Below are 14,013 nucleotides of genomic sequence, written 5' to 3'. Positions count from 1 at the left end.
TCATGGCTGATGTCCCCGGCAGGCCGCTGCCCGCTCTGGACCGGTTGGACCGGATCGTGGAGGAGGTCGTCGAGCGGCCCGAGGTGAGCGCCGCGCGGGCCCGGCAGCTGCGATGGGTGGCGCGCGAGCTGAGACGGGCAGCGCGGCGGGAGGGATTCGCGGCCGGGGCCCGGCGCTCGTTGCCCGCGCTGCTGTCCGGCGAGACGGTGGAGGCGTATCTGGCGCTGGCACGGGCCGGCGAGCTGCGCAGTCGGCAGGTGGCGGATCCGTCGAGGGCGTCGGACGCGAGCATGCGGGTGCGGCTGGACTGCCTGGAGATCCTGGCGAAGGCCGCCGTGCTGCCGTTCGAGGCACCGCGGCGGCCCGCCGTGCCCGAGCCGAGGCCGACCGTGGGCCCGAGGCAGCGCTCGCTCCTCCAGCGGCACCTGGCCGAGCAGGCGGAGCGGTCCGGGGCGGACGCGGGGCGGGTGCGGCTCCTGGCGCTCATCGGGGTGGTCCTGGACACCGGGGCGCGGGCGGGTGAGCTGTGCGCGATGCACGTGCGGGACCTGGGCGCCGATCTGACCACGCTCCGTGTGGTGCGGCACCCCCAGGCCCGTTCGGTCAGTCCGCCCACCACCGAGGTCCTGCCCCTGTCCGCGTCCTCGCGGGCGGCCCTGCGGCGCTGGCTGCCGGTGCGCAGGCATCTGACGGCGCCGGTGCGGGGAACGGCGACGGCCCTGTGGGTGTCGGTGCGCGGCAACCACGCGGGGGTGCTGGACGAGGGCGGCCGGGCGCTGCGGCGGCCCCCCGGGATGCCGCTGATGCCGCGGGGGCTGGCCCGGGCGTACACCCGCACCGTGGTGCGGCTGAACGACGAGATGGCGGGCGAGCCGGGGTGGGAGCCTCTCCCCTACCGGCTGGAGCAGTTGCGCCGGGCGGTGGACGCCGAGCCGGAGGGCGGCACGGAGGCGGAGGGCGGCACGGAGGCAGAGCGCGACCCCGAGCCGGACGGCGGTGCGGGAGGCGGCGGCCGAAGCGGCGGAGGAGGGGGAGGCAGGGGCGGGGGAACCGACGGCGCGTCAAGCGGCGTGTAGTGGCACGGGAAAGCACACGGCACGAGGGTAGTGTGATCGACGCCACACGGAGTGCTGCCGGTTGCCTGGCCTGGTGGGATTAGCCGGGTCACGGGACGGGAAGTGCTCGCTATGGCCGAGGCCACGATGCCTGTGGGCCCATGCAAGGGGGAGATCATGCGCAGTTCTGAATCGTTGGATGCTTCGGAGGTCCAGGAGTTGACCGGTCTTGAGGCAGGCCTCGATGGCTCGGAGACGACGGACGAGGAGACCTGGGAGATCTTCCGGGTCCACTGCCCGGACTGCCGCCAGCCGATCGCGCTGCTCGCGGACGAGGACGTGCTGCCCGAGCACGCTCTGTGCGCCACTCCGTGGAACCCGTTCGGGCTGAGCGTGTGCGCCGGCTCCGGCCGGTCGGTCGAGGACGCGGGTCCCGTGCAGGACGTGCTGGACGGCGGCGAGCGCGAGGTCGCGGCGGCACTGCTGACGCTGCCCGCCGGCCTCGACTGGCGCACGCAGCCCTTCTCCCACGTCGGCGGCCCGGGCTCGCGGCCCATGCGGATGCCGCGCCAGGCGTAGCCCGCCGGGCACACACCCACTCGCATCCGCCCCGGCGGCCCTGCCGGTCCCCTGTCGCCGCCCCGCCCGTATATGGCGGTATGTCGCACGTGGTCCGACACCCGGTCCCTGAGCGACGCCGGGTGCCGGAGTGGTCGCGAGGACGTGCGCGAGGCGGTGGGGGCATTCCTCGGCCCGGTGAGCGCGGCGGAGTCGGGGAAGGACCGGCGCGGCGGGGCGGCGCGGCCCCGCGGTCGGGGCGCCATGGCCGCTACAGCGTGATGGCGATCCCGACGTGCGGACGCCTTCCGAGGCGCAGCATCGCTCCGGACAGGTCGACCGCGAGGAACCGCCACCGGTACTTGTCGCGCATCAGCGCCCTGACCCGGTCGGTACCGGGCCGGTCGAGGAGCTCGGCCCTCCCCTCGCGGGTCGCAGCGCCCCCCAGGATGCGCCCGCGCGCGTCGCAGGGGGTCATCGTGACGCGGTCGCTGTTGCGCAGACGCTTGACCTTGCCGGAGTCGGTCCTCGTCCACACGTACAGGCGCTCACCGTCCGAGGCCACCCACACGGGCGTCGGCACGGCGGCGCCGGTGCGGCGGTAGGTGGCGAGGGAGACATAGGGCGCACGGGCCAGTTCGTCGAACGTCATGCCGCACGACCCTAGGGGGTCGCCCCGTCCGGGACCGGCGATCCGCGCCGTTCCGGCCATCCCCCGAATCCCGCGCCGACCCGTTCCCGGACGGACGGCGCGGCCCCGCGTGGGGGCCGCGCCTTTCGGACCGTTCGCGGGTGGACGGCTACTTGTGGCAGACCCAGAAGCCCTTGTGCCACTTCTTCTCCCAGTGGCCAGGACGCCAGGTGTTCTTCCAGTGGCCCTTGTGCCACTTCTTCTCCCAGTGGCCCTTGTGCCACTTGTGGTGGCTGTCCCACCAGCCGGGATGCCACTTCTTCTCCCAGTGGCCCTTGTCCCAGCGCTTCTCCCAGTGGGCCTTGCGCCAATGCTTCTGCCACCAGCCGTTGTGCCAGGTGCACTTCTGCTGGGTGACGGATGTCGCGGGGGCGGCCGATGCCGTACCCGCCGCGGTCGCGGCCGCTCCACCGGCAAGCAGTGCGCCTGCGGCGGCAACCGCGAGCGAGCGCGTCACACGCTGTGTCCCCATGACTCGCACCTCCTTCTGCGAGGTCCGGGCGGCCTTTCCCGGCATGTGCGCCGGGGTGCCGCGTTCGGACTCCATATCAGGCATTCGGAGCACCATTGGTGATTGTTTGCACCCGTTTGGCCTCTTTTTATGTTCGGCCCATGCCGCCTCATTCGCATCTGCAGCGCTCTGGGGTCACTCCCGAGCCACTTTCCGGGGCCACTTCCGGGGTCACTCCCGGGTCTGCTCCGGGGCCGCTTCCGGGGTCGCGGCACGCGGACATGAGCCATCGAGCTCCCACTCCGGGCAGTACCTGGCCGAGCACGCTCCGGTACCGGCCGCGGGCAGGCTTCCCCACTCGAGGCCCGGCCCTCCCGCCCGATCCGCTGGAGCCTCGGGGTGGTGGGAGGGGCTGAACTCGCCTGCACCGCTCGGGGGTGCTGCTCGGGGGTGCCGCTCGGGGGTCAGGCTTCGGCCGTGACGGCCTTGGCGACCGTGTAGGTGTCCTCGTACAGGTGCAGGCGGGTGATGCTTCCGTGCCGCACCGTGAGATGGATGGCCACCGGGGTGCCGAACCGGCGGCCGTTGGCCTTCACCGTGTGGGAGAAGCGGCCCAGGACCACCGCGTCCGCGCCGTCCACGAGGATGTTGTCGATCGCGGTCTCGCTCTCGGACTCCACGAACGTGGGCCACATCACCTTGAAGTACTCGGGGACCTCGTGCCGATGGGAGCGGCGGCCCGTCCAGGGCAGGCTGCCGTCGCCCGGCACCGACCAGTCGATCTCCTCGGCGAAGGCGTCCGCGAGGCGGTCGGCGTCGCCTTCGCCGACCAGGCGCAGGAAGGTCTCGACTGTCTCGCGGGTCCCGCGGACTTCCGATGCGTCGTTGGCGCCTGGCGACACGCTGCCTCCGAGACAGATGCGGGGGTCGATACGGGGACAGGAGCCTGGCGCCATCGCCTCGAAGGCCTCCCGCGCGGCGATGGAGTCCGGCTCGCGCCCCGCGCGGGACGCGCTAGACCTCCGCGTCGAGGACGTCGAGCCACCTCGTCTCCTCCTGGCCCTCCTCGGGTCCCGGCAGGGCCAGTTCCGCCCAGATGACCTTTCCCTGGGGGGTGTAGCGGGTGCCCCAGCGTTCTGCCATCTGCGCGACGAGGAACAGTCCGCGGCCGCCCTCGTCCATGGTGGTCGCGATCCGCAGGTGGGGTGAGGTGCTGCTGGCGTCCGCCACTTCGCACGTCAGGGTCCGGTCGCGGATCAGCCGCATCGTGATCGGCGCGGAGGCGTAGCGGATGGCGTTGGTGATCAGCTCGCTGAGGACGAGTTCCATCCCGAACGCGAGCTCGCGCAGCCCCCATTCGTCCAGCTTCTGCGCCACGGCGGCGCGCATGCCCGACACGGCGGAGGGGTCGAAGGGCACCTCCCAGTCGGCGACGTGGTCGGGCGGGATCGCCCGGGTGCGGGCGATGAGCAGGGCCACGTCGTCCTTCGGACGCTCGGTCAGGAGCGCGTCCAGCACCGCCTGGCAGCTCTTCTCCGGGGGCCGGTCGGGGTGGGAGGCCAGGGCCTCGCGCAGCATCTCGATACCGACGTCGATGTCCCGGGTGCGGTCCTCGACGAGGCCGTCGGTGTAGAGGACGATCTGTGTGCCCTCCTCCAGTTCCAGCTCGGCCGTCTGGAACGGCATGCCGCCCAGGCCCAGGGGCGGGCCGGTCGGCAGGTCGGGGAAGGTGACACCGCCGTCGAGGTGGACGAGGGCGGGCAGCAGGTGCCCGGCCCGGGCCATGGCGCAGCGTCGGGAGACGGGGTCGTAGACCGCGTACAGGCAGGTGGCACCGGTGACACCCGCGCCGCCGTCGGCCCCCACCTCCTCCTGGTCGATGCGCCCGACCAGGTCGTCGAGGTGGCTGAGGATCTCGTCGGGGGGCAGGTCGAGCGTGGAGAAGTTGTGCACCGCCGTGCGCAGCCGGCCCATGGTGGCGGCCGCGTGCAGGCCGTGGCCGACGACGTCGCCGACGACCAGCGCGACCCGGCTGCCGGGAAGCGGGATCACATCGAACCAGTCGCCGCTCACCCCGGACTGCGCGGGCAGGTAGCGGTGGGCCACCTCGACGCCGGTCTGCTCGGGAAGGGCCCTCGGCAGCAGGCTCTGCTGCAGGGTGACCGCCATGGCGTGCTCACGCGTGTAGCGGCGGGCGTTGTCGATGCAGACGGCGGCGCGCGCGACGAGTTCCTCGGCCAGCGACAGGTCGTCCTCCTCGAACGGCTGCGGCTTCTCCGAGCGCCAGAAGTTGGCGACGCCCAGGATGACGCCACGTGCCTGGAGGGGCACCGCGATGAGGGAGTGGATGCCGTAGTCGACGATCTGCCGGGCCCGCTCCCTGTCCTGTGCCTGCCAGCCCGGCGCGGCGGCGAGGTCGGGGGCTAGCTCGGCGCGGCCGCTGCCGAAGCCGCGTGCCTGCGGTGTGGAGGGCAGGAAGTCGATGAGCTTGCCGCGCGGGTAGAGGGGGTGGTCGTCGCGGATGCCGTTGACGGCCGTGCGCCGCATGTCGGAGGCGGTGCCCGTGGGCTCCTCCCCGCGCAGGACGGGGTCGGCCAGGTCGACGGTGACGAAGTCGGCGAACCGGGGGACGGCGACCTTCGCCAGTTCGTCCGCCGTGGCCACCACGTCGAGGGTGGTGCCGATGCCCAGGCTCGCGTCGTACAGCAGCTTCAGCCGCTCTCGGGCCACCTCGGCCCTGCCGTAGAGGGCCCGCAGCTCGGTGGAGTCGCGCAGGGTCGTGACCGTTCCCTTGGGGCCGCCGTGGCGGTCCGTGAGCCGCTGGTTCACCGCGAGCAGCCGCTCCCCCGCCGGATGCACCTCGTCCGTGGCCACGCGCCCGGTGGACAGCATCTCCATGGTGGTCGGATCAAGTCCGGGCAGCTCCGAGATGTTCCGCCCCTCGGCGTCCGCGGGCAGCTCCAGCAGCCGCTTGGCCTCGTCGTTCGCGAGCATCAGCCGACCGCCGTGGTCGACGATGAGCACGCCTTCGCGGACCGAGTGCAGGACCGCGTCGTGGTGCTCGTACATGCGGGTCATCTCGGCCGGTCCGAGGCTGTGGGTCTGCCGCCTCAGCCGCCGGGCCACCAGCGCCGTCCCGCCCGTGGCGAGGACGAGGGCGGCCGCTCCGGCGCCGAAGATGAGCGGCAGCTGCCGGCCGACCACACTGGTCACGTTCTTCACCCGCAGCCCCGCGGAGACCAGGGCCGTGACCTTGCCCTTCTGGTTGTAGATGGGGACGGTCGCCTGTACCTCGTGGCCGAGCGGGCCGTAGACGCTCTCGGTGTAGACACGGCCGGCCAGCGAGGGCTCGATGGTGCCGACGAACCTCTTCCCGATCCGGTCCGGTTTGGGGTGGGTGTAGCGGATCCCCTTGGTGTCCATCACGACGATGAAGTCGACGCCCGCCGCCCTCCGCCCGGCCTCCGTGAGCGGCTGGAGGATCTTGGACGGATCGGGGGAATTCAGGCTTGCGAGGACGCCCGGGGAGTGCGCGAACGTCTGGGCGACGGCGACGGACCGCCGTTTGGCCTCAGCGCCGCTGTCGTGCCGGGACTGCAGGACGAGCGCGATGACCGCACAGGCGACAAGCAGCACCACCACTGCCACTTGCAGGGCGAAGACCTGCCCTGCGAGGCTCCGGGGGCGCTTCTTGGTCAGTGACCGAACCGGCAGGCTCCGGAATCGGTCAAAGTATTTGACCATATTAACCTTTTTAGCACAGCGAGGCGCTTTGCTGTCGAAGGGTGACAGTCCGCTGACGGCGGGCTTCTGACGGGACACCGAGACCGTACCCCGCACACACGTCCGCATGCCCATGAGCTGTCCCGCGCGCCGGGGAGCCGTCCCGCCACACGGGGCATTCACACCAAACGCCCCACAGACTTCATTGCCCCTTCGGGCGACCATGGTTAACGTGCTTGTCCGCGCACATCCCGTCACTGTCCGCCACCGCCGGGGCGCCGTCCCGCGGACCCCCTCGCCGTGCCGGACGCCGCGGCGCCGTGCGCGGACCGCGGCGCCGTGCCGCAGGACGCAGTTGGGAGCCGACCGTGACCGACGTCTCCAGGAGGGCGGTGCTCGGGGCCGCCGCGGCCCTCGGCGCCGTGAGCACACTCACCCCGCACTCCCCCGCTGCCGCCGCGGCGCCCTTCGACCCCGCCCGGACCCTCGGCCCCGCCCCGACCTTCGACCCGTCCCCCGCCCATGAGGCACTGGTGCGCCTCCTCGGCCGGCACGCCGGGCAGTTCCACCTTGTCCCGACCGCCCCGGCGGCCGGGCAGGACCGCTTCCGCGTCGAGGGGTCCGCCGGGCGGATCGAGGTCCACGCCACCACTCCCGCGACCCTGCTCGCGGGAGTGCACTGGTATCTGAAGGACGTCTGCGACACGGGCATCACCTGGTCCGGCAGCCGCCTCGACCTGCCGGAGCGCCTGCCCGCCCCTGGCTCCCCCATCGAGCACACCGCGGCCGTGCGCCACCGCTTCGTCCTCAACGACACCAACGACGGCTACACCGCCCCCTACGCCGACTGGGCCTTCTGGGAACGGCTCATCGACGTCCTCGCGCTGCACGGCTGCAACGAGGTGCTGGTGACCACCGGTCAGGAGGCCGTGTACCACCGCGTCCTCCAGGACTTCGGCTACACCGAGGCCGAGGCCCGCTCCTGGATCCCCGCTCCCTCCCACCAGCCGTGGTGGCTCCTGCAGAACCTCAGCGCCTACGGGGGCCCCATCGGCCGCGAGCTGCTGGACACGCGCACCCGGCTGGGCGTGCGCATCGTCGAGCGCCTGCGCGCCCTCGGCATGGCACCCGTGCTGCCCGGCTGGTTCGGGACCGTTCCCGACGGCTTCGTCCGCCGCAATCCCGGCGCCCGGGCCGTCCCCCAGGGCACCTGGCACGGTTTCGCGCGTCCCGACTGGCTCGACCCGCGCACCTCCGCCTTCCGGGACGTCGCCACGTCGTTCTACGGGCACCAGCGCGAACTCTTCGGCGCGGCCGCCCACTTCAAGATGGACCTGCTGCACGAGGGAGGAACCCCCGGGGACGTGCCGGTGCCGGACGCGGCCCGCGCGGTGGAGTCCGCCCTGCGCACCGCCCACCCGGAGGCGACCTGGGTCATCCTGGGCTGGCAGGACAACCCCCGCCGCGACCTGCTGGACGCGGTGGACAAGGAGCGCATGCTCGTCGTGGACGGGGTCTGCGACCGCTTCAGGGCGGTGACCGACCGCGAGCGGGACTGGGGCGGCACCCCCTATGCCTTCGGCTCGATCCCCAATTACGGCGGGCGCACGACCATCGGCGCCAAGGCGCGGATCTGGATCGAGAAGTTCTTCACCTGGCGGGACAAGGCCGGCAGCGCGCTCGTCGGCACCGCCTACATGCCGGAGTCGGCGCTGCGCGACCCCGCCGCGTTCGAGCTGTTCAGCGAACTGGCCTGGCGGGAACGGCCGGTGGACCTGCCGTCCTGGTTCGACCGGTACGCGCGGCTGCGCTACGGGGGCCCGGACGAGAGCGCGCGGGCGGCCTGGTCGGCGCTGCGCGAGAGCGCGTACGGGCACGTCGCGAACGAGCGCGCCGACACCCACGACAGCCTGTTCGCCGCCCGGCCGACACTGGCGGCACACTCCGCCGCCGAGTACGCCCCGCACGCCCTGGCGTACGACCCGGCGGTGTTCGACCGAGCGCTGGCGGGCCTGCTGAGGGTCGACGGGCCCCTGCGCCGCTCGACCGCCTACCGGTACGACCTGGTGGACGTGGCTCGGCAGGCCGTCGCCAACCGCGGGTGGCGGCTCCTGCCGCAGTTGAGGGCCGCGTACGAGCGCGCGGACGCGGACACCTTCCGGGCGCTGTCCTCGCTGTGGCTGCGGCTGATGCGGCTCAGCGACGACATCACCGGCACCGACCCGGCCTTCATGCTGGGACCGTGGCTGGAGGCGGCCAGGAGGGCGGCGGCCGACGCCGCGGAGGCCGCGGAGCTGGAGCGGACGGCCCGGGTCCTGCTGACGACCTGGGGCGGCAGGGCCACTTCCGACGCCGGGAATCTGCACGAGTACGCCGACCGCGACTGGTCGGGCCTGACGCGGGACTTCTACCTGCCGCGCTGGCGCCGCTACCTGGACGGCCTGGCGGACGCGCTGGCCTCGGGCCGCCCCCCGGAGCCCGTCGACTGGTACGCGGTCGAGGAGCCGTGGACGCGCGAGCGCAAGGAGTATCCGCAGCGGCCCACCGCCGACGCCTTCCGCACCGCCCGGAGGGTGCGCGAGGTGCTGGCGCGCGCCCCCTACCAGGGCACCCTCTCCGTCACGGCGGTGCCACCTGCGCTCTCCCCCGGTGGAACCGCCGAGGTCACCGCGGTCCTGGCCAATGGCAACGGGCTCTCACCCACCGGCCGGGCCGACTTCGAGCTCACCGGCCTCGACGCCCAGCCGCAGGGGCCCACCTGGGTGCCGCGTGTCCCGGCGGGCGGCCGGGCCTCGGTCGCCTGGAGGACGACCGCCCCGGACGCACCACTGACCCGGCCGCTCGAGCCCCTTCCCTATGTCCTGTCCGCTCGGTACGGGCCCCGGGGACAGGCCCGGGTCCGCGCGGTCCACCCGGGGAACCTCTACGTGGCCGGACCGCTCGGCCCGGATCTGAGGACGGCGACGACCAACGCGGCCGTCTTCGGCCGATCGGGCGACCGCTTCGGCATCGAGGGCGCGGGCGACGACCTGTGGAAGGGCGTCGCGCAGTTCGGCGCCGTCTTCCGGGAGGCCGCCATGGCGTACGCGGCGCGGGTGACGACCCGCGTCGACAGCCAGACGGCCACGGGGCCCTGGGCGCGGGCCGGCATCGTCGTCCGGGACAGCCTGGCGGCCGAGGACGCACCGGGGTTCGTCTGCCTCGCCGTCACCCCCGGCAACGGCGTCGTCCTGTCGTTCGACTCCAACGGCGACGGAACGCTGGACACCTACCGCAAGGTCGCCGGCCTCGGCGCCCCGGTGGGCCTTCGCCTGACCCGCGAGGGCGCCTTGTTCACCGGTGAGTACTCCACCGACGGGGGGACGACCTGGCAGGCCGTGGCCACGGTCACCGTGCCGGGAGCCCAAGGAGCCCGGGACGCCGGGCTGTTCATGTCGGCGTCCAACGGCGGCAGCGGTGCGCGGGGCCTCGTGGAGTTCACCGGCTTCGAGTTGGACCCGCGCCGATGAACGCCGGGGCGAGACCGGCGTCGAGCAGCCGCCTCGGCCTTCCGCCGCCGTCGGCCGGCACGCTCCACAGGTTCGCCCCGTAGTCGCCGGGCAGGGAGTAGGCGACCGTGTTCCCGTCCACCCACACCGCCTGGTCGTCCACATTCCGCCGCTCGGCGAGCGCGGTCTCGCGCAGGGTGCCCAGATCCAGCGTGTACAGCCGCCAGGGCGCGTCGGCGGGCAGTCCCGGCACCCGCTTCTTGAACGCGATCCGGGTGCCGCCGGGAGACAGCGAGGGGCACTCGACGTTCTCGCGCAGCGTTCGCACGGTGCGGGCCCGGACGTCGCCGCGCACCAGATGGGTCCTGCCCCGGGTGGCGAGGGTGGCGTAGAAGTGGTCGTCGTCGGCGAAGGTGACGCCCCAGAAGTTGGCGTCCACCGCGCGGTAGGCGTGGCCGTCCTTGATGATCCGGTACTTCTCCAGGCTGTCCTGGAGGGTCCAGGTGCGGGTGTCCAGGACGGAGGTGCGGGTGGAGAAGTCGGTGCCCGCGTACGAGTCGCCGCTGACGAAGACGGTCCACGCGGCCATGCGCCCGTCCGGGGAGACCCTGGCCCGCGTGGGGATGCCGGACAGCGCGTAGTGGCGGCGCTCGCGCAGGCGGCTGTCGAGGACGACCGCGCGGTAGCTGTCCTGGAGCGCGCCATGGACCGCGCGCAGGCAGATGCCGGTGCCGGCCGCCGCGTGGAAGCGCAGGCACGTGACGCCCGACGCGGTCCTGGGGCCGCCGGGGTGGTCGGCGGGGACGGAGGCGAGTTCGTCGCGGTGCGGCCCCCACGCCGTATTGCGGAAGACCATGCGCCGGTCGCCGGGCGCTGCGGCCAGTTGGACCGCGCCGGAGCTCACCCGGGGGCCGCCGGCCCGGGGGCGGTCGCGGCGCGCGGCCCGGTCGACGGCGTGCAGGGTGTAGCCGACGGCGATCCCGGCGAGGACCACCACGGCGGCGACCAGGGTGAGCACCCGTGCGGTGCGGCTCATCGGGCGGTCCTTCCGTCACCGTCGTCACTCAGCAGGAAGGCCGACGCGGCGGCGCACACGGCCAGGCCCACGGCGGCCGACGCCAGGGCGGTGCGGCCGCCCCAGGCCGTCCAGACGGCGCCGAGGGCGAGCGAGCAGGCGAAACGGGCCAGGGCCTGTCCGGTGCCGACCAGCGCCAGTCCGCTGCCGCGCAGCCGCGGTGGCACGGCGCCCGCCGCGGCGGCCATGAGCACCCCGTCCGTGGCGGCGTAGAAGGCTCCGTGCAGGGCCAGGACGGCCACGGTCGGCGCCGTGCCCGCGGTCGGTGTGAAGATCAGCAGGCCGTAGGCGGCGAGCAGGCCGAGGTGCCCGGCGAGGAAGACCTGACGGCGTCCGACGCGGTCGGCGACGGCGCCCAGCGGAACGGCGAGCAGGAGGAAGCACGCCGCGGTGCCGAGCGGAAGGAGAGGGAACCACCGCACGGGCAGATCGAGTCGGCGTTGCAGCAGCAGATGGAGAAAGGAGTCGCTGACCGTGGTGAGGCCGAGCAGTACCGCGCAGACGATGAGCCTGCGCAGCTCGGGCTGGCGCAGCAGGTCCAGGGCCGCGCGGCCGGTGACCGCGGCGGGCTCGCGCGCCGCGGGCCTGCGCGCCTCGGGGTTGCGCGCCCCGGTCACCCGGCCCCCGGACTCGCGCTCCTCGCGCCCGCGCGGCTGATGGGCCAGGGGGGCGGCGGCACCCGGCCCACCGGCCCCCGTGTCGGCCCGGGGGGCACGTGCCGGCACGAAGAGGACGAGGACGAGCACACCCAGCGCGGCGACGCAGGAGCTGACGGCGAAGACCGCGTCGTAGCCGTCGACGGCGATCCGCAGGACGAGGAAGGCGATGATCGGGCCGAGCAGCGCGCCCGCGGTGTCCATGGCGCGGTGCACCCCGAAGGCCCGGCCCCGGGTCCGCGCCGGGGTGGACAGCGAGATCAGGGCGTCGCGCGGGGCGGTGCGCAGGCCCTTGCCGGTGCGGTCGGCGGCGAGCACCGCGCCGATGAGGGGCAGCGTGTGCGCGGCCAGCAGGGCGGGCTTGCACAGCGCGGACAGGCCGTAGCCCACGACGGCGACGGCCTTGTGGCGTCCGCCGTCGGCGCCGCGGTCTGCGAGGTGGCCGCCCAGGAGACGCACCAGCGCGCCGACGCCGTTGTAGACGCCGTCGAGCAGGCCGAAGCCCAGCGGGGACAGGCCGAGCCCCGTGACGAGGTAGAGCGGGAGTACGGCGGTGACCATCTCCGCCGAGACGTCCGTGATGAGGCTGACCGTGCCGAGGGCGAGCACGGTGCCGGGTACCGCCGCGGCGTGCCGCCGCCCGGGGCCGGTGCCTCGGGCGGCGGTGGGCTGCGGCTCGGCCGCGCCGGGTGTCCGGCCGCGGCTGTCCGCGAGGTACACGGTCACTGGTTCCAGATGCCGGTGATGGGGGCGGCGTTCGCGGCGTTGCCCGCGTGCGCGGTGCCGTGCATGTCCTCGAGGGTGCGCAGCAGGTTGTAGTGGTTGCAGGTGGTGGAGGAGGAGCTGCCCGCCGTCACCTGCTGTCCGTAGAGGACGGTGGCGATGCGGTTGCCGCTGAGGCGGTTGTCCTCGTCGAAGGTGACGACCAGCAGGCTGTTGTGGGTCTTGGCCCAGGCGGCGTAGGCGCCGAGGTTGTTCTTCAGCCAGGTGTCACCGGTGGAGACCGAGCAGTCGTGCATGTCGCTGCAGAGGTTGGGGACGACGAACGAGACGTCGGGCAGCTTGGTGTAGTCGCTGGGGAACTGCCCGAAGGTGTGGGCCGTGGAGGTCGGCACATTGCTGAAGCCGAACCAGGGGTTGTGCTTGCGGGCGTACTTGCCGCTGCTGCAGACGGTGGAGCCCTGGCTGGGCAGGGTCTCGTTGTAGCTCGCCCAGCTCTTTCCGGCGGCGATCAGCTCGGAGGCGAGGTTCGCCTTGGAGCTGAAGCCGGGGGTGTAGCAGCTGTCGTCGGTGATGCCCTGGGTGCCGCCCGAGAAGAGTGCGAAGTAGTTGGGCTGGCTCGGGTGCGTCTCGGCGTAGCCGGCGGTGAGGTTGGCGCCGCCGCTCTTGAGGGAGTTGATGTAGGGCGCGCTGGAGCTTCCGATGACCTGCGAGTAGGCGTGATTCTCGAACACCACCACGACCACGTGGGCGGGGGTGGGGACGGTGGCCGCCGCGTGCGCGTCCGACGGGGCGCCGAATCCGGCCCAGAGGCCGATCGAGGCGGCGGCCGTTCCGAACGCGGATGCCAGGGCGGTGAGCGTACGGCGGGAGCGCGGCTTGGCTGTGGGCACGTCAGTCCTCCGGAGGATGAGGCTTGGGCGGCGCCAGGCTAGGGGCGGGCGGTGGCGGGCTCCGGTGGTGCCGAGTGAAGGGGGGAAGAACGGTGCGTGTACGCCCACGCGGTCCGGGCGGACCTGGTCGGCACACCCATGGATGTAGCGGCCATATTGTTATGCCCACGACAAAAATGGCCACGGGTCCGTGGGAGGCATAGGGTCGTCGAGGCCCTTTCACCACCGTAACGGCCCGCTCCCGCCGCCGCCCGCTCCCGCCGCCGCCCTCCCGGTGTCCCGCCACCGCCCTCCCGAACCTCCCGAAGGAACTCCATGCCGCCGATCGATGTCGTCGTGTGCCGAGGCTGCTGCTGCGGCAGTCCCGACAAGCACCCCGGCACGGACCACGAGGGCCAGGTGCGGCAGTTCGAGGAACTGGTGGCCGCCACGGAGGGGACGCGGCTGGTGACGAGTGACTGCCTCGGTCCGTGCGGCCGGGCGAACGTCGTCGTGGTGCGTGGACGCGGGGTGGGACCGGGCGGTCCCCGGTGGTTCGGCTTTCTTCACGACCGCGCGGACGTGGCCGACCTGTGCTCCTGGATCAGCGGACTCGCCACCGCCCCGGCCCGCGGGCCGGGCAGCGGACCGGCGCCGCTGCCCCCGGTCCTGGACCTGCTGAGCATCCCGGCGCCCGGACGGCGGGGCCGGTGACCCGGTGTGG

The 14,013-nt window shown here is 73.3% G+C and carries 11 protein-coding genes; 4 read left to right on the top strand and 7 right to left on the bottom strand.

The window, feature by feature from the left end:
* Window positions 1-2: 2 nt before the first annotated feature.
* Together IEY86_RS13050 and IEY86_RS13045 are read left to right on the top strand one after the other, a co-directional pair.
* Window positions 3-1,076, top strand: a complete 1,074-nt coding sequence (locus tag IEY86_RS13050) for a site-specific integrase (RefSeq protein WP_189131798.1) — start codon at window positions 3-5, stop codon at window positions 1,074-1,076.
* Window positions 1,077-1,232: 156 nt separating this feature from the next.
* Window positions 1,233-1,634, top strand: a complete 402-nt coding sequence (locus IEY86_RS13045; RefSeq protein ID WP_229698386.1) for a hypothetical protein — start codon at window positions 1,233-1,235, stop codon at window positions 1,632-1,634.
* A 250-nt stretch (window positions 1,635-1,884) separates the two neighbouring features.
* Here the strand turns inward: IEY86_RS13045 and IEY86_RS13040 are convergent, their stop codons facing one another.
* From IEY86_RS13040 to IEY86_RS13025, 4 genes are all read right to left on the bottom strand, one after another.
* Entirely contained in the window at window positions 1,885-2,265 is a 381-nt protein-coding gene (locus IEY86_RS13040) for a PPOX class F420-dependent oxidoreductase (RefSeq protein ID WP_189131797.1), read from the bottom strand.
* Window positions 2,266-2,413: 148 nt separating this feature from the next.
* Window positions 2,414-2,776 (bottom strand): hypothetical protein, encoded by a 363-nt coding sequence (locus IEY86_RS13035; protein ID WP_189131796.1) that lies wholly within the window; start codon window positions 2,774-2,776, stop codon window positions 2,414-2,416.
* Between the two features lie 443 nt (window positions 2,777-3,219).
* A complete protein-coding gene (locus IEY86_RS13030) occupies window positions 3,220-3,657 on the bottom strand; it encodes a nuclear transport factor 2 family protein (protein ID WP_229698385.1) in 438 nt (145 codons plus the stop codon).
* Between the two features lie 112 nt (window positions 3,658-3,769).
* A complete protein-coding gene (locus IEY86_RS13025) occupies window positions 3,770-6,499 on the bottom strand; it encodes a SpoIIE family protein phosphatase (protein WP_189131794.1) in 2,730 nt (909 codons plus the stop codon).
* Window positions 6,500-6,846: 347 nt separating this feature from the next.
* On the opposite strand from IEY86_RS13025, the gene IEY86_RS13020 reads away from it, so the two are divergent.
* Complete coding sequence (locus IEY86_RS13020) at window positions 6,847-9,987, top strand: alpha-N-acetylglucosaminidase (RefSeq protein WP_189131793.1); 3,141 nt, start codon at window positions 6,847-6,849, stop codon at window positions 9,985-9,987.
* On the opposite strand, the gene IEY86_RS13015 is transcribed toward IEY86_RS13020, so the two are convergent.
* The 3 genes from IEY86_RS13015 to IEY86_RS13005 are packed head-to-tail and all read right to left on the bottom strand — an operon-like array spanning window position 9,956 to window position 13,310.
* Window positions 9,956-11,002: a TolB family protein gene (locus IEY86_RS13015; protein ID WP_189131792.1), complete on the bottom strand. Its 1,047-nt coding sequence runs from the start codon at window positions 11,000-11,002 to the stop codon at window positions 9,956-9,958. The genes IEY86_RS13020 and IEY86_RS13015 overlap by 32 nt on opposite strands.
* Window positions 10,999-12,417, bottom strand: coding sequence for an MFS transporter (locus IEY86_RS13010; protein ID WP_189131940.1), 1,419 nt, complete (start codon window positions 12,415-12,417; stop codon window positions 10,999-11,001). Before IEY86_RS13010 ends, IEY86_RS13015 begins: the two co-directional genes overlap by 4 nt.
* Window positions 12,418-12,419: 2 nt before the next feature.
* Window positions 12,420-13,310: an alkaline phosphatase family protein gene (locus IEY86_RS13005; RefSeq protein ID WP_229698384.1), complete on the bottom strand. Its 891-nt coding sequence runs from the start codon at window positions 13,308-13,310 to the stop codon at window positions 12,420-12,422.
* 315 nt (window positions 13,311-13,625) lie between these two features.
* Here IEY86_RS13005 and IEY86_RS13000 point away from each other — a divergent pair, with 315 nt between their 5' ends.
* Window positions 13,626-14,003, top strand: coding sequence for a (2Fe-2S) ferredoxin domain-containing protein (locus IEY86_RS13000; RefSeq protein WP_189131791.1), 378 nt, complete (start codon window positions 13,626-13,628; stop codon window positions 14,001-14,003).
* Window positions 14,004-14,013: the final 10 nt, after the last annotated feature.

This window comes from Wenjunlia tyrosinilytica, from assembly GCF_014646055.1.
Classification (GTDB): Bacteria; Actinomycetota; Actinomycetes; order Streptomycetales; family Streptomycetaceae; genus Wenjunlia; species Wenjunlia tyrosinilytica.
This window is presented reverse-complemented; position numbering and strand designations above follow the sequence as displayed.

What these genes read in the sequence shown, in the direction of transcription:
- IEY86_RS13040 (WP_189131797.1), bottom strand. Translation starts at nt 2,265, where the DNA reads ATGACGTTCGACGAACTGGCCCGTGCGCCCTATGTCTCCCTCGCCACC.
- IEY86_RS13035 (WP_189131796.1), bottom strand. Translation starts at nt 2,776, where the DNA reads ATGGGGACACAGCGTGTGACGCGCTCGCTCGCGGTTGCCGCCGCAGGC.
- IEY86_RS13025 (WP_189131794.1), bottom strand. Translation starts at nt 6,499, where the DNA reads ATGGTCAAATACTTTGACCGATTCCGGAGCCTGCCGGTTCGGTCACTG.
- IEY86_RS13000 (WP_189131791.1), top strand. Translation starts at nt 13,626, where the DNA reads ATGCCGCCGATCGATGTCGTCGTGTGCCGAGGCTGCTGCTGCGGCAGT.
- IEY86_RS13015 (WP_189131792.1), bottom strand. Translation starts at nt 11,002, where the DNA reads ATGAGCCGCACCGCACGGGTGCTCACCCTGGTCGCCGCCGTGGTGGTC.
- IEY86_RS13050 (WP_189131798.1), top strand. Translation starts at nt 3, where the DNA reads ATGGCTGATGTCCCCGGCAGGCCGCTGCCCGCTCTGGACCGGTTGGAC.
- IEY86_RS13045 (WP_229698386.1), top strand. Translation starts at nt 1,233, where the DNA reads ATGCGCAGTTCTGAATCGTTGGATGCTTCGGAGGTCCAGGAGTTGACC.